Genomic DNA, 20,111 nt, shown 5'->3' with positions numbered 1-20,111 from the left:
CGGGAGGCCATCATGACGATGACATCCGGGTATCCAGCCGCGCGCTGGAGCACCTCGGCCTTCGGCGCCTGCGCCGACACCAGCCCCGCCGAGCTTGACGCGCTCGGCGCGCATCTGCACGTCTGCCACGCACAGCGCGGCCGCTGGTTCGGGCTGCGCTGCCGGGCCGATCTAATGCATGGTTTCCTGGCGGCACGGCTGGTCAGCAGCCTGCTGGCCATGGTGCTGCTGATCGGACTCGCGCTGATGGCGCTGCGGTGAGGGCGGCGCAGTGAGGGCGGCCGAGCTCGCGCGCCAGGTGCCGGAGGCCGCACCGGCCCTGCTTGCCTTGCTGGACCCCGCGCGCGGGAAGCTGCAGCCGCCGATACGATCCGAGATCTTCGGCCCGCAGCGCTTTGCCCAGCATGGGCTGAGCCTGGGGCTCACACACCGCAACGCCGGCGTGGCCAGGCGATGGCACGCCGGCTTCTCGCCGCGCCTGCGCGACAACATCGCGATGCTGCGCGAGGCTCAACGCTATATCGGCGCGCAGGCCGAGATGGGCGTGGACCTCAGCCCCGCGGCCGAATGGCTGCTGGACAACTTTCACCTCATCGACGCCCAGCTCAAGGAAGTGCACGAAGGCCTGCCGCGCAGCTACTTCCGCACCCTGCCCCTGCTGCCCGACGAGCCACTGGCCGGGCTGCCGCGCATCTACGGCCTGGCCTGGGCCTTCGTCGCACATACCGATGGCGGCTTCGACGAAGAGCTGCTGCGCCGCTACCTGGCCGCCTATCAGCAGAGCTGCGAGCTCAGGTTGGGCGAGATCTGGGCCCTGCCCACCACCTTGCGCGTGGTGCTGATCGAGAACCTGCGCCGCCTGGCCGAGCGCGTGGCCTGCCACAAGGCCGCGCGCGAACTGGCGAACCTGTGCTGCGACCAACTCGACAGCGGCAGCCCGCGCGAATTCGATGTCCTGCTGCGGCAGCTGGTGCTGCGCGGCGTCGACCGCGTGTTCCTGGTGCAGCTGGCGCAGCGCCTGCTCAAGCAGCCGCAAGGTGGCGATCGTGCCGACAACGCCGACAACCCGCTCCAGGCCTGGCTGCGCCTGGCCCTGCCCGACCTGGCCAGCCTGCTGGCCCAGCAGGACGCCGACCAGGCCGCCGACAACCTCAGCGTCAGCAACGCCGTGAGCTCGTTGCGCGCCATCGGCGACGCCGACTGGGGCGAGCTGGTGGACGGCAGCAGCATCTTGATGCAGCGCCTGCTCAGCGCCCCGGGCTTTGCCTACGAACATCCGGCCAGCCGCGATCTCAGCCTGCATGCCATCGAGGGCCTGGCGCGGCGCAGCCGCCGCAGCGAGCTGGCGGTGGCCGAGGCCCTGCTGGCGCTGATGGGCGAGGCCGGCGGGCAGCCCGAGCCATCGCGCGCCGCCTACCCGGGCTTCTGGTTGCACGGCCCCGGTCGGCCGCGCCTGCTGCGCTCGCTGGGCCTGGCCGAGCCGCTGCGCCGCGTCGCGCGCGTGCTGCTGCAGCGCCTGGCCCTGCCGCTGTACCTGGGCAGCCTGGCCTTGCTGAGCCTGGCCCTGGTGGTCTGGCTGCTCGGCCAGGCCGGCACGGCCACCGGCGCGCTGCCGCTGCTGCTCACCGGCGCGCTGATGCTGTTCCCGGCCTCCGAGGCGGTGATCGCGCTGTTGCACCGCCTCATCAGCGAGTCGACGCGGCCGCGCCGGCTGCCGCGCCTGGCACTGGGCGGCGGCATCCCGGCCGCGCATCGGGTGATGGTGGTGATCCCCTGCCTGCTCACCAGCACTGCCGCGGTGCGGGCGCTGGCGCGCCGGCTTGAGCTGCACCAGCTCGCCAACCCCGAGGACCAGGCCCAGTTCGCCCTGCTGAGCGACTGGGCCGATGCCGATGCCGCCTGTGCCGCTGCCGATGCCGGCCTGCTGCATGACGCACGCGGCCAGATCCAGGCCCTCAATAGCCGCTACCCGGCCGCGCCCGGCCAGGCGCCGCGCTTTGTGCTGCTGCACCGCGAGCGCAGCTACAGCGCCAGCGAGCGGCGCTGGATCGGCTGGGAGCGCAAGCGCGGCAAGCTCGAGCAGCTGGTGGCGGCGCTGGCCGAGGGCCAGCCGGCCGCCTTTCTCGATCTGGGTGCCGAGACCAAGATCGCCGCCGACACGCGCTACATCGTCACGCTGGACAGCGACACCGAGCTGCCGCCCGGCCGCCTGCGCGAGCTGGTGGGGGTGGCCGCGCATCCGCACAACCAGCCGCGCATGGACGCCAGCGGGCGCCGCCTGGTGGGCGGCTACGGCATCCTGCAGCCGCAGGTGGCATCGCCGCTGCCAGATCTGCAAGACCTGACCCCCTATCACTGGCTGTTCGCCGGCCAGTGCGGCATCGACCCCTACAGCGCCGCCAGCTCCGAGGTCTACCAGGACCTGTTCGCCGAGGGCAGCTTCGCCGGCAAGGGCCTGCTGCATGTGCAGGCCCTGCATGCGGTGCTGGCCGGCTCGCTGCCGGTGGCGCGCGTGCTCAGCCACGACCTGCTGGAGGGCGCCCTGGTGCGCTGTGCCACCCTCAGCGACATCAGCGTGATCGAGGACGCCCCCTTCCACGCAGATGTGGCCGCCGCGCGCGTGCACCGCTGGACGCGCGGCGACTGGCAGCTGCTGCCCTTTCTGCTGAACCCCTGGCGCTACCCGATCCGCGCGCTGAACCGCTGGAAGATGCTGGACAACCTGCGCCGCTCGCTGGTGGCGCCCGCCGCGCTGGCACTGCTGCTGCTGAGCCTGGCCAGCGGCTGGCTGGCCGCGCCCGCGGCGCTGGCGCTGGTGCTGGCCGCCTACCTGGCGGGCCCGCTGCTGGGCGCGCTGGCGGCGCTGCACTCGCACCGCGAGGACCTGGCGCGCGCGCACTTCTACCGCCAGGCCCTGGCCGATCTGGGGCGCGCCCTGTGCGGCGGGCTCTGGCAGCTGCAGCAGCTGCAGGCCCAGGCGCTGCTGGCGCTGGATGCGATCGTGCGCGCGCTCTACCGCATGGTCGTGAGTCACCGCCATCTGCTGCAGTGGACCACCGCCGCCGCGGCCCAGGCGGCCGCCCAGACGCGCCTCCCCGCGCTGCTGCGCCAGCACCGCGCCGAGCCGCTGCTGGCCGGCGTGCTGCTGGCCGGCCTGCTGCTGTGGGGCACGAACGCGCCGGCGCTGGCTTCGGCCCTGAGCCTGCTGTGGGCCACGGCGCCGCTGGCGGTGTGGTGGGCCAGTCGGCCGCGCGCGCCGCGCGCCGACGCGGCGCTGCCCGCGGCCGACCAGCTCTATCTGCGCGGCATTGCGCGCGACACATGGCGCCTGTTCGAGCGTTGCATCGGCCCCGACGACCGCCAGCTGCCGCCCGACAATCTGCAGACCCTGCCCGGCGAAATGCTGGCGCACCGCACCTCGCCCACCAATATCGGCCTGTACCTGTTGAGCTGCGCGTGCGCGCGCGAGTTCGGCTGGATCGGCAGCGCAGAGCTGGTGCAGCGCCTGCAGGCCACGCTCGCCACGCTGGCCACGCTGGCGCGCCACCGCGGCCACTTCTACAACTGGTACGACACCCAGAGCGGCGCGCCGCTGCTGCCCATCTACGTCTCCAGCGTCGACAGCGGCAACCTCAGCGGCCAGCTGCTGGCGCTGGCCCAGGCCTGCCTGGAGCTGGCGGCCGCACCGCTCAATGACGCCGCCATGCAGGCCAGCCTGGCCGAGTTGCAGCAGCGCATCACGGCGGCCGCCGGTGGTGACGGTGACGGTGGCCGCGCCGAGATCGACTGGCTCGCCGCCGACTACGAGGCCACCCTGCGCTCGGCGGCACTGGACCGACAGGCCAGCGCCGCCACGCTCAGCGCGCAGCTGCTGGTGCTGGCCGAAGCCTGCGAGCGCCTGGCCTGGGAGCCCGAGTTCGGTTTTCTCTACCACCGCAAGCGCCACCTCTTCCACATCGGCTACCGCGTCGCCGAGCAGCAGCTGGACGCCGGCTTCTACGACCTGCTGGCCTCGGAATCGCGCCTCACCAGCCTGCTGGCGATCGCCAAGGGCGATGTGCCGGTGCAGCATTGGGCGGCACTGGGCCGGCCCTTCTACGCGGTGGGCCGGCATGCGGCGCTGCGCTCCTGGTCGGGCTCGATGTTCGAGTACCTGATGCCCAGCCTGATCCTGGCCGAGCCACCCGGCAGCGTGCTGCGCGAGGCCTGCTGCGCCGCCCTGCGCGAGCAGATCGCCTACGCAGCCGAGCAGCAGCCGGGCCTGCCTTGGGGCATCTCGGAATCGGCCTTTGCCGGGCGCGACCACAGCCTGGCCTATCAGTACGCGCCGCAGGGCGTGCCACGCCTGGCGCTGCGCCGCACCCCGGCCGACGAGCTGGTGGTGGCCCCCTACGCGACGGCGCTGGCCGCGCAGCTTGCACCGCATGGCGCGACGCGCAATCTCCGCGCCCTGCAGGCGCTGGGTGCGCGCGAACGCTACGGCTTCATCGAGGCACTGGACTTCTCGCCCGCCCGGCTCATCGAGGCGCTGGAGGGCAGCCCCGAGCTGCCCTATGTGCCGGTGGCCACCTTCATGTCGCATCACCAGGGCATGAGCATCGTGGCGCTGGCCAATGTGCTGCTGCATGGCACAGCGCAGCGCTGGGGCATGGCCAACGCCCATGTGGCGGCGGTGGCCTCGCTGCTGCACGAGCGCGCGCCGCGCGAGATCTCCACCCTCAGCACGCCGGTGCTGCCACTGCCACCGCAGCTGCTGCAGCGCCGCCCGCCCGGCCTGCTGCGCGAGCTGCTGCCCACCGACACCGGCCTGCCGGCCACCCAGTTGCTCTCCAACGGCCGCTATGCGCTGAGCCTGCGCGCCAACGGCGCGGGCGAGAGCCGCTGGGGCCGCCTGGGCCTGACGCGCTGGCGCGACGACGCGCTGCGCGACGCCTATGGCAGCTTCTTCTTCCTGCGCCGCAGCCCGGGGGCCACGCCGGTCTCGCTGAGCCAGCATCCGGCGCCCGACACCGCCGCCAGCTACCGCGCGGTGTTCCACGCCGATCGCGTCTGCCTGTACGCTAGCTGGCCCGAGCTGCAGGCCCAGACCACGGTCTGGGTCAGCCCCGAGGACGACATCGAGTTCCGCTCGGTGGAACTGCGCAATCTGGGCGACACGGCGATCGAGCTGGAGCTGATCTCGGCCTTCGAGCCCACGCTGTCGGAGGCGCGCGCCGACGAGGCGCACCCGGCCTTCGCCAATCTGTTTCTGCGCGCCGAATGGCAGCCGGCCCAGCAGGCCCTGTGGTTCGAACGCAAGCCGCGCCTGGCGAGCGAGCCGGCGCTGCTGGCGGCGCATTTCCTGGTGGCCGGCGAGGCCGATATCCGCGCCCTGGCGGTGCAGACCGATCGCGCACTGTGGCTGGGCCGCAACCGCGCGGCCCGCCAGCCGCTGGCCAGGCTGCAAGCCGTGGCGATGGCGGCGCCGGCCACCGCCAACGCAGTGCAGGCGCTCGATACCGGCCTGGACCCGGTCTGCGCACTGGCGCTCACGCTGCGCATCCCCGCACATGGCAAGGCCCTGCTGACCTTCGCCACCGCCGCCTCCGACCAGCCGGCGCTGCTGCATGCGGTGATCGACAAATACCGCCAGCCCAGTCATGTCGAACGTGCCTCGCTGATGTCGGCCACGCTCACCAGCATCCGGCTGCGTGCCCTGCGGATCAGCCCCGACAACCATGCCGCCACGCAGCTGCTCAGCACCGCCCTGCTCTACACCCTGACGCGCCCCGATCCGGGCGCCCCGGGCGAGGCCAGGGCGAGCAGCGACCGGCGCCTGCTGTGGCGCTACGGCATCTCGGGCGACCGTCCGATGCTGCTGGTGAGCATCGCCGCCACCCAGGGCCTGGGCCTGCTGCGCGCGCTGGCGCAGGCGCTGCGTCTATGGGAATGGGGTGGCCTGGCCTGCGAGCTGGTGGTGCTGAACCAGGAGCCGGCCTCCTACCAGATGGCGCTGCAGCGCGAGCTGGCGCTGCTGCGCGAGCGCCACCTCGCCGATGGAATGGCCCTGCCGCAGGGCGCGGTGACGCAGTTCCACCTGCTGCGCGCCGAGGAGGTCTCGGCCGAGGAGCTGGCCACGCTGCAGGCCCTGGCGCGTCTGCGCCTGCAGGCCGATGGGCGGCCGCTGCGCCAGCATGTGGCCGATTGGGCCTCGCTGCACGACCAGGCCCAGCTGCTGCGCCAGGAGGTGCCGACCAGCCCGCTGGTGCGCGCCGAGCCGCCGCCCGAGCCCGCAGTCTCGCAGGGCGAGTTCGCCAGCGACGGCAGCGCCCGCTTCAGCTTCAGCGCCGGTGCCGCCGAGCGCCCGCAGCGGCCCTGGATCAATGTGCTGGCGAATGCGCATTTCGGCTGCCATGTCTCGGAGGCCGGCGGCGGCTACAGCTGGGCCACGAACAGCCGCATGAACCAGCTCACCGCCTGGGCCAATGACCCGGTCGCCGACCCGGCCGGCGAGCATCTGCTGCTGCAGGATCTGCGCAGCCGCGAGGTCTGGAGCGCCAGCGCCGGCGCCGGCGGAGACGCCGCGCTGCGCTACCGCGTCAGCCACGCCCAGGGCAGCACCCTCATCAGCCACCGGCACGGCGAACTGAGCATCAGCCTGAGCTGGTGCGTGGACCCGCAGGCGGCCGTCAAGCAGCTGCGCCTGCAGGTGCACAACGCCGGGCCGCGCACGCGCCATCTGCGCGTGCTGGCGATGGCCGAATGGCTGCTGGGCGCCAGCCGCAGCGACCGCGCCAGCCTGCACACCGAGCGCCAGGGCGGTGTGCTGTTCGCCACCCAGCGCGAGCGCTCCGGCGGCTTTGGTGGCGGCACCGCCTTCCTCGCGCTGGCCGGCGCCGCCGCGCCGAGCGACTGGAGCTGCGACCGCCGTGAGTTCTTCGACGCCAGCGGCGCCCTGGTGCTGCCCCACGCGCTGGGGCGCCTGAGCGGTAGCGGCCTCGACCCCTGCGCGGCGCTGTCCAGCGAGCTGGTACTCGCGCCGGGCGCGAGCGAGCAGCGCGTGTTCCTGCTCGGCTATGCGGCCAGCTCCACGGCGGCACGCCAGCTCGCCGCCAGCGCCGCGCAGCAGGACGCCGCCGGCCGTGAGGCCGCGTCCCATGCTCAATGGGACGAGCTGCTGGGCGCCACCACGGTGGCAACACCTGACCCCCTGTTCGACGCGATGGTGAACCGCTGGCTGCTCTACCAGACCCTGGCCTGCCGCATCTGGGCCAAGGCCGGGCTCTACCAGGCCGGCGGCGCCACCGGCTTTCGCGACCACCTGCAGGACGCCATGGCGCTGGCCTGGGCCGCGCCGGCCCGGCTGCGTGCGCAGATCCTGCTGGCCGCCTCGCGCCAGTTCCCCGAGGGCGACGTGCAGCATTGGTGGCACGAACCCGGCGGCGCCGGCGTGCGCACCCATTGCAGCGACGATCTGCTGTGGCTGCCGCAGGCCCTCTTGCACTACCTGCGCGCCAGCGACGACCAGGCGCTGCTGGAAGAGACCCAGCCCTTTCTGGACGGCGCGCCGATTGCGCCCGGCGCCGAGGATGCCTACGGCAGCCCCGCCACCAGCGCGCTGAGCGCCAGCGTCTACGAGCATGCGGCGCGCTGCATCGACGCGAGCCTGCGCGTTGGCGCCCACGGCCTGCCGTTGATGGGCGCGGGCGACTGGAACGACGGCATGAACCGGGTCGGCGACCAGGGGCGCGGCGAGTCGGTCTGGCTGGCCTGGTTCGCCTGCCAGCTGGTGGCCGGCTTCGCGCCGCTGGCGCGCCAGCGCGGCGAGCCCGAGCGCGCCGCGCGCTGGGAGCGCGCGGCCGAGGGCTGGCAGGCGGCGCTGCAGGGTCCGGCCTGGGACGGCCTGTGGTTCAAGCGTGCCTTCTTCGACGACGGCTCGCCACTGGGCTCGCATGCCAACAGCGAGGCGCGCATCGACCTGATCGCGCAGGCCTGGAGCGTGCTGTCGGGGGTGGCGCCGCTGCCCCGGCAACGCCTGGCGATGGCGGCCGTGGAGCGCGAACTGGTGGACCATGAGATGGGCCTGCTGCGCCTGCTGCATCCGCCGCTGGCCCAGGCCCAGCCCAGCGCCGGCTATATCCAGGCTTACCCGCCGGGCGTGCGCGAGAACGGCGGCCAGTACTCGCATGCCGGTGTGTGGGCGCTGATGGCGCAGGCGCAACTCGCGCAGCACAGCCCGCTGGCCGAGGCGGGCGATCTGGCCTACCGCTATTTCACCTATCTGAGCCCGGCCCACCGTGCCGCCGATGCCCTGCGCGGGCCGGCCTACGGCATCGAGCCTTATGTGATGGCGGGCGATGTCTACAGCCAGCCACCCTTGCTGGGGCGCGGCGGCTGGAGCTGGTACACCGGCTCGGCCGCCTGGCTGCAGCGCGCCGCCATCGAGTCGCTGTTCGGCCTGCGGCTGGAGGCGCACAGCCTCAGCCTGCGCCCCTGCCTGCCCTCGCATTGGCCCGAGGCCCGGCTGACGCTGCGGCGCGGCGCGCGCGTGATGCGCTTCCTGCTGTTGCGCGCGCCGCCGGCGCTGGCGCAAAAACAGGCCGCCGCCATCCTGGGGGATGGAGCGGCGGCCCAAGTCCTGCTGCCGGGTCAGTGCGTGAACTGGAACGAACTGCCTTTGGGGGCCAGCTTTGTCGTCCCCCTGCTAGCGTGATGCAATCACGCCGTTCACATCCGACAGCAGGATCTCCACCCTGCGGTTCATTTGGCGTCCTGCGGCGTTGTCGTTGCTGGCCACCGGTCGGGTCTCGCCCAGGCCACGCACGCTGAGGCGATCGGCCGCCACGCCCTGGCCGACGATGACATCGCGCACCGCCTCGGCACGCCGCTGCGACAGCCCCTCATTGCTGCTGTCGCTGCCCACGCTGTCGGTATGGCCCTCCACCATCAGGCGGCGCTGCGGGTACTGCTTCATGAAGGCGGCCAGTTGCTCCAGATTGCGCAGACCGCCGGGCTTGAGGCGGGCCTGGTTGTTGTCGAACAGCACGTCGCCGATGGTGATCACCAGGCCGCGCTCGGTCTGCTTGGCATTGAGCGCGCGCAGCTCGGTTTCGAGCTGGTAGGTGCGCACCTGGGCATCGTCGGCAGCGCGCCGCGCGGCCTCGGCATCGGCCACCGCCATCGAGGTCTGGCGCTGCGCGTCCAGGGTCTGGCGCTGCGCCGTGGCGGCGCTGAGCTTGGCGGCATCGGCCTCGCTGGTGCGGGCGGCCAGTCGCATACGGTCGCGTTCCACCTGCGACTGCGCCACCGCGCGCTCGGCGGCGCGCTGGCGTGCGCTTTCCTGCGCGATCGCCGTGCGTTGTGCCGCCACATAGGCGAGGTGATTGACGCTGCCGGTTTCGTCGCGGCGCGCATAGGCCTGGTCGGCACGCTCCAGCGCCTCGCCCGCCTGCTTCAGCTCGGCCGACGCCAGCTCGCGCGTCTGCGCGTCGTTCTGGGCCTGGCGGTAGTCGGCGCGCGCGGTATCGAGTTGCGGGTTGCTGGCCGGTATCGAGCTGCACGCCATCAGGACGGCGCTGGCCGCCAGGGCGATCAGGGTACTGGGATTGCTGCGGATGATGCTCATGATGGATTCCTTGCGGGTGTTGAGGGGGTTCACGGCGTTCACGGCGCCTTGCGCTCGAGTTCTTCGCGCAGCACGCGGCCGTCTTCCTTGACGGCCATCGCGGCCTTGCCGGCCTTGCCGGCCTCCGACTTGCTCTGCGCCAGCCGCGCGTCGACCTGCGCCTCCTCGGCCAGCAGACGGGCCTGGGCGTACTGCTTGTCGTTGATGGCAATTTGGGCACGCTCCAGCTTGTCGCGTGCCATGCGCATCTCGGCCGGCGCGTATTCGTTGCCGCCAGCGCTCAAGGCCTGGCCCATGGCGGCCTTGCCCAGCGCCATCTCGGCGGCGGGCGGCGGGGTGCTGGCGCAGGCTGCCAGGGCGAGGATCAACAAGCCACTCAGGGCGAATACAGAAAGGGTACGCATGGTGCTACTCCGTGGTTGGGATGTCCCGGCCAGCCTGCGTCGCCCCGTTGCCGGCGTCGGTGCGTTGACGCACAGAGCCGGCAGATGCGGTGTCGTCCTACAAGAGCAGGTGCTGCCCGACTATGGGCAGTGCCCCAGGGCCTGCCTACATTGGTCGGCAGGGGCGGTGACCGCTGCCCTTTCGCTACAAGGATGCTTCGATGCACAGCACCACACATGCCCGCCAGCGCTCGCTCACGCCGCAGGAGCCCATGGCCCTGGACGAAGCAGCCCTGGCCGAAGCGCGCCACAGCCTCGAGCTGGGCGCGATGACACCGCACTACGGTCCCTGGCGTGGCGACATCGTCAAGCTGCTGAACGATGCGCTGGCCACCGAGCTGGTCTGCGTGCTGCGCTACAAGCGCCACCACTACACCGCCCAGGGCCTGGCCTCGGCCAAGATCGCGGAGGAGTTTGCGCTGCACGCCGCGGCCGAGCTTGGTCATGCCGACCGACTGGCCCAGCGCATCGTGCAGCTCGGCGGCGCGCCGGATTTCGCGCCCGATACCCTGAGCATGCGCAGCCATGCCAGCTACGACGACGCCATGGATCTGAAAGCCATGATCCGCGCCAACCTGATTGCAGAGCGCGTCGCGATCGAGGCCTACAGCCAGCTGATCAGCCTGATCGGCGAAAAGGACTCGACCACCCGCCGCCTGCTCGAAGACATCCTGAGCGACGAACAAGAGCATGCCGAAGAGCTCAAGGACTGGCTGGCCGACTGAGGCCGCATCTCAATCACCCATCTCAAACCACTGGAACCAACCATGACCATCCGCCACCTCACTACCGCCGCGCTCAGCGCCCTCGTCCTCTTGTTCGCCAGCGGCTGCGCCGTCACGCGAGGCCAGGAGACCGTCGGGGCCTATATGGACGACACCGCCATCACCACCGCCGTGAAGGGCCGCTTCATCGACAACAAGGACGTCGACGCCTCGGCCATCAGCGTGGAGACGCTCAATGGAACCGTCATGCTCTCAGGCTTTGCCAAGAGCGTGAAGGAAAAGACCACCGCCGAGGGCATCACCTGGAAGATCGCCGGCGTGAAGAACGTGAAGAACGAAATTGCCATCCGTCCGTAAGCATTCAACACAAGGAAGCACCATGAATTGGGATCGCATAGAAGGCAACTGGAAGCAGACCACCGGCCGCGTCAAGGAACAATGGGGCAAGCTGACCGACGATGACCTCGACGTCGTCGCTGGTCGGCGCGACCAGCTCGCCGGCAAGATCCAGGAACGCTACGGCGTGGCCAAGGAAGAAGCCGAGAAGCAGCTCTCGGCCTGGCAGCGCAGCGCCACCGATGCCTGGTTCGGCGACAAGGACGACGCGCCCAAGAAGCACTGAGCCTGCCTACACTGGGCGGGTGGGCCTTTGACCGGCCCTGACAAGGACCTGCCATGCAGCCCTCCGCCCGGATTGAGACCGACAGCTTCGGCGCGATCGCCGTGCCTGCCAGCGCGCTGTGGGGCGCGCAGACGCAGCGCTCGCTGCTGCACTTCCACATCTCCAGCGAGCGCATCCCCGCTGCCTTGCTGCTGGCGCTGGCCCGCATCAAGGCCGAGGCCGCACGGGTCAACGCCGAGCTGGGCCTGCTGGACGCCACGCTGGCGGCCGCGATCGCGCAGGCGGCCGGCGAGGTGCTGGCCGGCGAGCATGCCGACGCCTTCCCGCTCTCGGTCTGGCAGACCGGCTCGGGCACGCAGACGAATATGAACATGAACGAGGTGCTGGCGAATCGCGCCTCCGAGCTGCTGGGCGGCGGGCGCGGCATGCAGCGCCATGTGCATCCCAACGACCATGTGAACCTGGGCCAGTCGTCCAACGACGTCTTCCCCAGTGCCATGCATGTGGCCGCGGCCATCGAGCTGCAGGCCAGCCTGCTGCCCAGCTTGCGCGCCCTGCGCGACACGCTCGCCACCAAGGCCTCCGACTATGCCGACCTGATCAAGATCGGCCGCACCCATTTGCAGGACGCCACGCCGCTCACCCTGGGCCAGGAGATGTCGGGCTGGGTGGCGCAGCTGGAGCTCGCCGAGCGCGCCATCCGCGCCAGCCAGGACGCCGTGCATGAGCTGGCGATCGGCGGCACCGCGGTGGGCACCGGCCTCAACACCCATGCCGAGTTCGGCCGGCGCGTGGCGGCACGCCTGGCCGCCGCCACCGGCCTGCCGCTGCGCTGCGCCGCCAACCGCTATGCCGCGCTGGCCGGCCACGAGGCCCTGGTGATGGCGCATGGCGCGCTCAAGACTTTGGCCACCGCCTTGATGAAGATCGCCAACGATGTGCGCTGGCTGGCCTCGGGGCCGCGCTGCGGCCTGGGCGAGCTGCGCATCCCGGCGAACGAGCCCGGCAGCTCCATCATGCCGGGCAAGGTCAACCCGACCCAATGCGAGGCGCTCACCATGATTTGTTGCCAGGTGCTGGGCAACGATGTGGCGCTGAGCATGGGCGCGGCCTCGGGCAATTTCGAGCTGAACGTCTACAAACCCCTGATCGCCCACAACTTCCTGCAAAGCCTGCGCCTGCTGGCCGACGGCATGGTCAGTTTCGACACCCATTGCGCGCGCGGCATCAGCGCCGACCGCGCGCGCATCGGCGAGCTGCTGGAGCGCTCGCTGATGCTGGTGACGGCGCTCGCTCCCCACATCGGCTACGACCAGGCCGCCGCCATCGCCAAGGCCGCCCATGACCGGAACCTGAGCCTGCGCGACGCGGCGCTGGCCTCGGGCCTGCTGACGGCCGGGCAGTTCGACGCCTGGGTGCGGCCCGAGCGGATGGTGTAGCCGCGTCTTGCTGCCTCAGATGGGTGATGCGCAAATGGCCCAGATCGGTTTGAATAGGGGCGCGTCGACAGCCATGGAGGATCGCCATATGACAAGCGCTGCACAAGTACTCCGTTCCAAGCCCGCTGCGACCGTGTACACGATAGCGCCCACGGCCTCGGTGTATGAGGCGGTGAGCATGATGGCCGACAAGAACATCGGCGCGCTGCTGGTGATGGAAAACGGCAAGGTGGTGGGCATCGTCACGGAGCGCGATTACGCGCGCAAGATCGTGCTGATGGACCGGTCGTCCAGGGACACGCTGTTGCGCGACATCATGTCCAGCCCGGTGATGGTGGTGCCTCCCGAGCGCAGCGCCGAGGAATGCATGGCGCTGATGACCGAGCACCGCTTGCGCCACCTGCCGGTGATGGACGGCGAGCAGCTGCTGGGCCTGGTCTCGATCGGCGACCTGGTCAAGGCCACCATTGCCGACCAGCAGTTCATCATCGAGCAGCTGGAACATTACATCGTCGGGCGGCGCGACTAAGCGCTTGGGCGCCGGGCCGCGGCCGAAGGGGTCAACTTCTGCTGCACCGCAGCGCAGGGATTACCCGCAACCGGTGGCGCAGCCGGGCTGCTAGTCTGGCCCTTCCAGGCTTCAAGGAGACCCCGATGAGGACCTTGCGCATGCTCATGACCGCCCTCACGCTGCTGGGCGTGGGCGCCGCGGCTACGGCCAACACGCTGACCCAGAACGTCTCCTGGACCATAGACCGGGCCGGCACCGCCACCAAGTACCGCCTGGTGGCCTATGGCGACTCGATCTACGCGGGCTACAACGGCTCGACCCTCAACGCCGCCAAGTACGCGGCTCCGACGGTGGATGCCGAATACCTCTCGGCGCTGTGGAATGCCGACATCGAGAGCGTGCGGCGTGCCAAGTCCGGCGCGGTGGCGGCCGATGTCTACAACAACAAGATCGTGGCCGAGAAGTCCTATATGCAGGCCGCCTCGACCCGGGTGGTAACGTTCGAGATGTGCGGTAACGACGGCCTGCAGGCACGCTCGGCCTTCAAGAGCCAGACCGGCACGTGCAACTACGCCGGCATGGACAACGCCGTCGCCAGCTGCAAGACCTATGTGGCGGCGGCGATGGACTTCATCAATGCCAATGCCTATGCCGGCACCAAGCTCAAGATCATCTCCAACCTGCACTACCCGGGCTATGCCGCCGACAATGTGCAGAGCAGCTGCAAGGACGCCAGCAGCGGCGCGACGGTGAATTTGCAGAGCCTGTTCCTGCCCAAGCTCGCCGCCATGAACTACTGGATGTGCGAGTACGCGCGGCTCAAGGGCTTCAAGTGCGCGGACAACTTCGCCCAGTACATGGGCGCCGACTACGACGCCAATGGCGATGGCCTGGTCGATTCGGATGCGCTGCGCTATGTGGCCGGCGAGAGCGAGGCCAGCTATGTGAACCGCATCAGCAACACGCTGCGCGCCACCCTGCGCGATGCCAACACGCATTTCGTCTCGGCCAGCAGCAGCTACGACTACATCCAGTCCGACAACACCCATCCCACCTACACCGGTGGCACCGTCAACGCCGGCCTGTTCGGCGGCACCTCCGGCGCGGGCGCGCCGCGCTATCCCTCGATCAGCGGCGGCAAGAATCCGATCTGGAACCAATACGGCCACGAGCGCATGGGCTGGGCGATTTCCACCACCAACCCCGCGGCGCCCTGAGGGCGGGCCATGCAAGGCCGCCACCATCCTCATCATCATCAAGCCGGCGGCTGGCGGCCCTCGCTGGGCCCGCTGGTGATCGCCCTGGGCTTGGTGCTGGCGGCGAGCGCCTGGTGGTGGATGGGAGAAGAGGCGCCCGACAAGGCCGAAGCACCGGTCACGCTGGCGGACACCCGCAGCGCCTCGCTGGCGCTGCCGGCAAGGCCGGTGGCGGTGAGTAGCGCCGCCTTGCCCGCCACGCCGCTGGCCCAGCACGGCGCTTTGCCGGCGTCGCCGCCACGCATCCCGCGCCAGCGCGACCCGGCCGGCGACCAGACGCCCGACCTGGCCGACTATGTCAACGAGGGCGAGCGCCCCGGCATGGCCGAGGTGATCGCGCGCCTGCACCAGGCCGGCGTCACCACCGGCCTCGGTGCCTTCTCGCCGCCGGGCACGCGCCCGCCCCTGCTGGGCCTGGCGGTGCCGGAGGACTTCCCGCTGCCGCCCGGCTATGTGCGGCATTACCAGGCCACCGATGATGGCCAGCGCATCGAGGCCGTGCTGATGTTCGCGCCCGATCTGCAGCTGCTCGACGCGGCGCGCCAGCCGATCGCGCTGCCGGCGGACCGCGTGGTGCCGCCCGAGCTCGCGCCCCCAGGCCTGCCGCTGCGGCGCATCGTGGTGCCGGCGCCGCTCGAGCGATCCGGGGGTTGAACATCGGCGAACTGCTGCACAGGCTGGCCACCAGCCGCTGGTTCGGCCCACTTGCCAGCGCGCTGCTGTGTGGCCTGTACGCGCGCGGCGGCGCCGCCTGGTCGCTCGGCTTCGTGGCCCTCGTGCCCTGGCTGCACCGACTCAGCGAGGTGACCTCGCTGCGGGACACGCTGCTGAGCGCCTGGGCCATATCGGTGCTCTACACGCTGGCGGTGTTTGCCTGGTTCGGCAGCGCCATCGGCGCCTACACGCAGCTGGGTGCCGGCACCGGCCTGCTGCTGCTCCTGCTGCTGGCACCGCTGTTCCAACCGCAGTTCTTCGCCTTCGCACTGCTGCGCTGGCTGGGCCGCCGTCGCGGCGCGCTGGCCGGGGCGCTGATGGGCAGCGCGGCCTGGGTCGGCGCCGAGTGGCTGCTGCCCCGCTTGCTGGGCGATACGCTGGGCTATGGGCTCTACCCCGCGCGGCTGCTGCGCCAGGCCGCCGATGTCGGCGGCGCTGCGGGCCTGACGCTGCTGCTGCTGCTCAGCAACGAAGCCCTGGCCGAAGTGTTGGCGCGGCGTGCGCATGGCCTGCGTGCGCTGGCCCGGCCACTCGCGCTGGCGGCCCTCGTGCCGCTGCTGCTGGCCGGCTACGGCGCTTATGCGCTGTCGGCGCTGGCGGCCCTGCCGGCGGCCGGCAAGCCGCTGCGCATGGGCCTGGTGCAGGCCAATATCACCGACTACGAGGGCATGCGTCGCGTGCGCGGCGCGGCCGCAGTGGTGCGCGAGGTGCTGGACACGCATTTCGCCATGTCCTTTGATGCCGTCGAGCGCCAGCACGCCGATGCGGTGCTGTGGTCGGAGACGGTCTACCCCACCACCTTCGGCCACCCCAAGAGCGCGGCCGGCGCCGCATTCGACGCCGAGATACTGGAATTCATGAACGCCGCCGGCGTGCCCTTTGTGTTCGGCACCTATGACCGTGATGCTGAGGGTGATGGCGGCGCAGAGTACAACGCCGCCGCCTTCGTGGCGCCCGGCACCGGCCTGCTGGGCCTGTACCGCAAGACCCGACCCTTCCCGCTCACCGAATATGTGCCGGCCTGGCTGGACGGCCCCACCCTGCGGCGCTGGCTGCCCTGGGCGGGCGGCTGGCGGCCGGGCAGCGGCGCGCGCGTGTTCCCGCTGCGCCTGGCCGATGGCCGCGAGATCCCGGTGCTGGCCTTGATCTGCCTGGATGCGGTCGATACCGCGCTCGCCATCGAGGGCGCGCGCCTGGGCGCCCAGGCCATCCTGACGATGTCCAACGACGCCTGGTTCAGCGCTGCCCTGCCGCAGGGCGCCGCCCTGCATCAGGCGGTGGCGGCGTTTCGCAGCATCGAGACGCGCCTGCCGCAGTTCCGCGTCACCAGCAATGGCTTCAGCGCCATCATCGATGCGGGCGGCAGCATCGTCGCCGGCGCGCGCCTGGGCGAACGCGTGCTGGTGCTGGGCGAGCTGCCGCTGCGCGAGCCCGGCGGCCATCCCACCCTGATGCTGGCCTGGGGCGACTGGGTGGGGCGCGCGGCCCTCGCCGCCCTGGCCATGCTGGCGATGGGCGCTGCCCTGCGCCGCTGGTGGCGACCCGGCGAAGCACAGCCGGACCCCGCCGCCAGCGATGCCGCCACCCTGACAAACGTGTCGGCCCTACCCCCCGCCGCCCGCCTCGTCGCCGGCCTGCTGCGCGGCTTTGCGCGCGCCAGCCTGCTGTGGCTGCTGGCGGCGATCGCGCTGGGCGACGGCCCGCTGCAGGCCAACACCCTGGCGCAGATCCGCAGCGTGGCGACGCTGTTCCTCGCGCCGGAGCTGGCGGCCTGGTGCGTGCTGCGCGCCTTCAGGGCGCGCGCCAGCCTTGAGGCCGGCATGCTGGTGCTGGCGCGGGATCGCCAGCGCCTGGCCCTGCCGCTGCGGGACATCGCCGGCATCGAACCCTGGCGCCTGCCCCTGCCCGGCCCGGGCGCCTGGCTGCGCCTGGCCGACGGCCAGCGCTGGCCCTATGGCCTGGCGCTGGCCGACCCGCTGGCCCTGGCCCGCCTGCTGCGGCTGCCACCCCCGCCCTCCATGTCGTTTTCGGCGCGCTACGCACAACTTTGCCTAACTTCCAGCCGGCGCGTCCGCCTGCAGCAACCATGGGCGAAGTTCCTGCTGCTGCCGCTGGCGCTGGCGATTCCGGCCTTCCGCCTGCACCAGCAGATCGCCTATGGCAGCAGCTTCGGCGAGCTGCAGGCCTACGGGGCACTGCTCTTCCTCAAGGGTTTCGCGCTCTGGTGGGCCGCCTGGGCGATCGGCGTGCTGCTGTGCGCCGCGCTGCTGCGCACCGTCGTCGAGGCCGGCACGCTGGCCGCCCTGCTGCTGCGCCCGGAGGCGGCCGGCGGCGTGCGGCGCTGGCTGGAGCGCCTGGCCCTGGCGGCGCTCTACCTGGGCCTGCCGGCCTGGTTGCTGCTGCGCCTGCTGGCACAGTGAACAGCGGCGCGCGCCGCGGCAGGCGCCTACACCACGTACTGGGACACCAGCTGCTCCGCGCTGCGACGCCGGGCAAGGCGCCGAATTTGCCTGCTTCACGCGGGCCGCTGCGGCAAAGCCTTCAGGCTGCCCGCATCAGGGGATGCACGAACAGGCCGATCAGCGCGGCAATCAGCACGATGAGAGGTTCCGGCATCTGCTTGAATCGCCACAACACGGCAACCGTTGCCAGGGCCAGCGCGGCAGTGAGCCAGTCGCTGATCGAGCGCTGGCCGATCACGATGACGGCGCCCGTGATGGCCCCGATGGCCGCCGCCGTCACCCCATTGACGAAGGCGGCGATGCCGGGCCGCTTGCCATGCTTCTTGAAATACGGCGCCGGCACGATCGTGAACAGATAACAGGGCACAAAAGTTCCCAGCGCGGCCAAGATCGCCCCCCAGAAACCGGCGACCAGATAACCGATGAAGCCAGTGGTGATGACCACCGGGCCTGGCGTGATCATGGCCACCGCCACGGCATCGACGAACTGACGGTCATTGAGCCAATGGTGCTGCTGAACTACGCCGCCGTAGAGAAAGGGCACGATGGCCAGGCCGCTGCCGAACACGAAGCTGCCGGCATAGGCGAAGAAGGCGCCGAGCTCGAGCAGTTGGGGCCAGTGCACGGTGCTGAGCAGGGCCGCGCCGGCGATCGGGGCGGAAGCGGCGATGCCGTTGAGTCGGCCGCCGAATTTCGGTGGCACGCGCACCATCCAGACCAGCAGACCGGCAGCCAGGAACAGCCAGACGACCTCCGACTTGGTGAGCACCGTGACGGCGGCGCTGGTCAGGTAGATCGCCCACAGCAGCTTGTCCCTGCCGATGTTCTTGGTGGTCAGCTTGTAGGCGCTCATCGCGATGATGCCGATGACGGCCGCGCCAACGCCGTAGAACACCGCCTGCATCCAGCCGATGCCGCCGTAGGCGACGTACACCGCCCCCAGGCCAAGCACCATGAAGAACGAGGGCAGCACGAAAGCCAGCCCTGCCAGCGTGGCCCCAGGCACGCGGAAGTGCACGTAACCAAGATAGATGGCCAGTTGCGCAGCCAGCGGCCCCGGCATCAGCTGGGCCAGGGCCATGCCCTCCTTGTAGTCGGCCTCGGCAATCCACTGCCTGCGTTCGACCAGGTCGCGGTACATGAAGCCCACCAGGGCCACCGGCCCGCCGAAGCCCCAAGTACCCAGGCCCAGCATATAGGCAAGCAGTTGCCACAGCGTGTAGCGCGGCGCCGGCTCCGCCCTCGCCTGTTGCTGCTCGCTCATGCTCGGCCCTCCTTGGCTCGCAGGGGCCTGCACGCTGCCGCCCAGGCGTTGATGCCGCCGGCGAGCGCATGCCTGTGATCGGCGGCCCACCGCTTGACCGAGCTGCCCTCGCGCGGCTGGAAGGCCAGCATCATGGCTTGTCCGCCGCATGTTGAAACGCGGTCAGCAGGCCCTCAAAGACACCGGCTGCCACGAGCAGCAATTGGTCGTCATCGGTGATGGCTTCGCGCATGCCCGCGAGCACGCGCTCCACACCCGCGGCTTCCATCGGCTGCACGCCGCCGACGTCCAGGCTGTGCACCAGCAGGCCCAGGCGCAGCAGCGGCGCGGTTTCCAGCCCGAAGCTGGCCAGCAGGGTCTCGAAGGTCACGCGCATGCCCACATGACTGAAGGTGGCACCATCGAAATCGAAACCCACCGCCTTCTTGGGGCAATCGGCCGGCGACTTGAGCCAGAGAAATCTGGCGTCGGGATCGATGAAGCGGCGGATCAGCCAGGCGCTGGCGAGGCGGTCCACCCAGGGGCGGCTGCGCGTTGCCCAAGTGCGGCCGCGGTAATCCTCGATGCGCAGGCGCGCAATGCCCTGCTGCATGGCATGGGGCTCGTTGGGTGAAAGAACGCGGCTGGCGTCGAGTTCAAGCGCTTGCAGCGCCGCATCCGTTTGTCGCTGCGCCTCGCCCGGAAAGAAGTCGATGGCAAGCAACTGCTCCAGGTTCTTGCGAAGCTTGCGGCATTGCTTGAGCACCTCGAGCGCGCTGTCTTCGGTGAGTCCAGCCCGGCACGCGGCAATCTGCTTGAACAGCTCGCCGAACTCGGCGCTGCGGTCGAACAGCTGCTTGAAGTCATCCTCCTCGCTCTCGGTGGGCAGCAGGTGCGCCGTGCCGGCGTTGTTGCGCAGGTCCTCGGCAATGGCCTTGAGCGTGGCCGCGTTCTCGGCCTGCTTGGGCAACAGGTAGACCCCGTCGCGCAGCACGGCCGCACCGCAGGACTTCAGCGCGCGCCAGCAGCGCATGCGCGCGGTGGCGTTCTCCGTAGGAAGCGATAGGATCAGTAGCAACCATTTCATTTTGT

14 protein-coding genes are annotated in these 20,111 nt (G+C 70.8%); 10 read left to right on the top strand and 4 right to left on the bottom strand.

Annotated elements, in window-relative coordinates:
• The first annotated feature begins 12 nt into the window (after positions 1–12).
• Entirely contained in the window at positions 13–261 is a 249-nt protein-coding gene (locus WG898_RS11200; protein WP_339602871.1) for a hypothetical protein, read from the top strand.
• A 10-nt stretch (positions 262–271) separates the two neighbouring features.
• Positions 272–8,692, top strand: coding sequence for a glycoside hydrolase family 94 protein (locus WG898_RS11195; protein ID WP_339602870.1), 8,421 nt, complete (start codon positions 272–274; stop codon positions 8,690–8,692).
• Here the strand turns inward: WG898_RS11195 and WG898_RS11190 are convergent.
• Positions 8,684–9,646, bottom strand: a complete 963-nt coding sequence (locus WG898_RS11190; protein WP_339602869.1) for an OmpA family protein — start codon at positions 9,644–9,646, stop codon at positions 8,684–8,686. The two genes, WG898_RS11195 and WG898_RS11190, sit on opposite strands and share 9 nt — an antisense overlap.
• Positions 9,643–10,008 carry a DUF4398 domain-containing protein gene (locus tag WG898_RS11185; protein WP_339602868.1) on the bottom strand — a complete coding sequence of 122 codons (366 nt, stop codon included), beginning with the start codon at positions 10,006–10,008 and terminating at the stop codon, positions 9,643–9,645. Before WG898_RS11185 ends, WG898_RS11190 begins: the two co-directional genes overlap by 4 nt.
• A gap of 200 nt (positions 10,009–10,208) precedes the next feature.
• Between WG898_RS11185 and WG898_RS11180 the strand changes: the two genes are divergently transcribed.
• From WG898_RS11180 to lnt, 8 genes are all read left to right on the top strand, one after another.
• On the top strand, positions 10,209–10,772 hold the full coding sequence (locus WG898_RS11180; protein ID WP_339602867.1) for a ferritin-like domain-containing protein: 564 nt from the start codon (positions 10,209–10,211) through the stop codon (positions 10,770–10,772).
• Positions 10,773–10,814: 42 nt separating this feature from the next.
• On the top strand, positions 10,815–11,129 hold the full coding sequence (locus WG898_RS11175; RefSeq protein ID WP_339602866.1) for a BON domain-containing protein: 315 nt from the start codon (positions 10,815–10,817) through the stop codon (positions 11,127–11,129).
• A 22-nt stretch (positions 11,130–11,151) separates the two neighbouring features.
• Positions 11,152–11,394 carry a CsbD family protein gene (locus WG898_RS11170; RefSeq protein ID WP_339602865.1) on the top strand — a complete coding sequence of 81 codons (243 nt, stop codon included), beginning with the start codon at positions 11,152–11,154 and terminating at the stop codon, positions 11,392–11,394.
• 53 nt (positions 11,395–11,447) lie between these two features.
• Complete coding sequence (gene fumC, locus WG898_RS11165; RefSeq protein ID WP_339602864.1) at positions 11,448–12,833, top strand: class II fumarate hydratase; 1,386 nt, start codon at positions 11,448–11,450, stop codon at positions 12,831–12,833.
• Positions 12,834–12,921: 88 nt separating this feature from the next.
• Positions 12,922–13,362 carry a CBS domain-containing protein gene (locus tag WG898_RS11160; protein WP_339602863.1) on the top strand — a complete coding sequence of 147 codons (441 nt, stop codon included), beginning with the start codon at positions 12,922–12,924 and terminating at the stop codon, positions 13,360–13,362.
• Between the two features lie 125 nt (positions 13,363–13,487).
• Positions 13,488–14,561 carry an SGNH/GDSL hydrolase family protein gene (locus tag WG898_RS11155; protein WP_339602862.1) on the top strand — a complete coding sequence of 358 codons (1,074 nt, stop codon included), beginning with the start codon at positions 13,488–13,490 and terminating at the stop codon, positions 14,559–14,561.
• Positions 14,562–14,570: 9 nt separating this feature from the next.
• Positions 14,571–15,254: a hypothetical protein gene (locus WG898_RS11150; protein ID WP_339602861.1), complete on the top strand. Its 684-nt coding sequence runs from the start codon at positions 14,571–14,573 to the stop codon at positions 15,252–15,254.
• On the top strand, positions 15,251–17,734 hold the full coding sequence (gene lnt, locus WG898_RS11145; protein ID WP_339602860.1) for an apolipoprotein N-acyltransferase: 2,484 nt from the start codon (positions 15,251–15,253) through the stop codon (positions 17,732–17,734). The genes WG898_RS11150 and lnt overlap by 4 nt, the downstream gene beginning before the upstream one ends.
• Before the next feature lie 121 nt (positions 17,735–17,855).
• Here lnt and WG898_RS11140 read toward each other — a convergent pair whose 3' ends face one another.
• Positions 17,856–19,040: a chromate transporter gene (locus tag WG898_RS11140; protein WP_339602859.1), complete on the bottom strand. Its 1,185-nt coding sequence runs from the start codon at positions 19,038–19,040 to the stop codon at positions 17,856–17,858.
• Between the two features lie 130 nt (positions 19,041–19,170).
• Positions 19,171–20,052, bottom strand: coding sequence for a chromate resistance protein ChrB domain-containing protein (locus tag WG898_RS11135; protein WP_339602858.1), 882 nt, complete (start codon positions 20,050–20,052; stop codon positions 19,171–19,173).
• Positions 20,053–20,111 lie beyond the last annotated feature (59 nt).

It is taken from the genome of Paucibacter soli (assembly GCF_037482845.1).
GTDB classification, from domain to species: Bacteria; Pseudomonadota; Gammaproteobacteria; order Burkholderiales; family Burkholderiaceae_C; genus Paucibacter_B; species Paucibacter_B soli.
The sequence above is the reverse complement of the archived record's forward strand: the minus strand, read 5'-3'. Positions and strand labels throughout refer to the sequence as shown.